This window comes from Acidithiobacillus concretivorus (assembly GCF_018853445.1).
GTDB classification, from domain to species: Bacteria; Pseudomonadota; Gammaproteobacteria; order Acidithiobacillales; family Acidithiobacillaceae; genus Acidithiobacillus; species Acidithiobacillus concretivorus.
On sequence record NZ_JABELD010000140.1, the window covers coordinates 1 to 373 of the forward strand.

1 protein-coding gene is annotated in these 373 nt (G+C 55.0%); it reads right to left on the reverse strand.

The window, feature by feature from the left end; all coding sequences use genetic code 11:
• On the reverse strand, nucleotides 1-195 hold a 195-nt coding region (locus HJG40_RS13820; protein WP_215864736.1), incomplete at its 3' end, for an RRXRR domain-containing protein.
• Nucleotides 196-373 lie beyond the last annotated feature (178 nt).

Here is a 373-nt window from a genome sequence, read left to right on the forward strand (position 1 = left end):
TTTGCTGCCGGGATGGATTTTCAGCCGCGTATCCTGCACGTCGCCGCCTTCCCGTTCCTTGAGGATGAGGGTAAAGGGAAAACGCCGGAGCACGGCAGCCTTTCCTGCTTTCAGCAAGGCTCTTGCTCGTGCTGGATGGCAGGGCATGAGCGGTTGCCGATTTTTGTCCAGTACCAATACTCTGTTTTGTTGCATAAACAACTCCTTACCTTTTTCAGTCTCCGCTTGCGGGATACATACCCCGCAAGGGGTAAAGTGCGCCTCGGCAAAGTTATCGGGGCTTGTCATGGACAGGGCACTGTTCATACTCCCGAATCCCTGTTTAACCCTTGTCCGACAGAGCCTGGAACTGGCACGCGCATTCCAGGGTGTC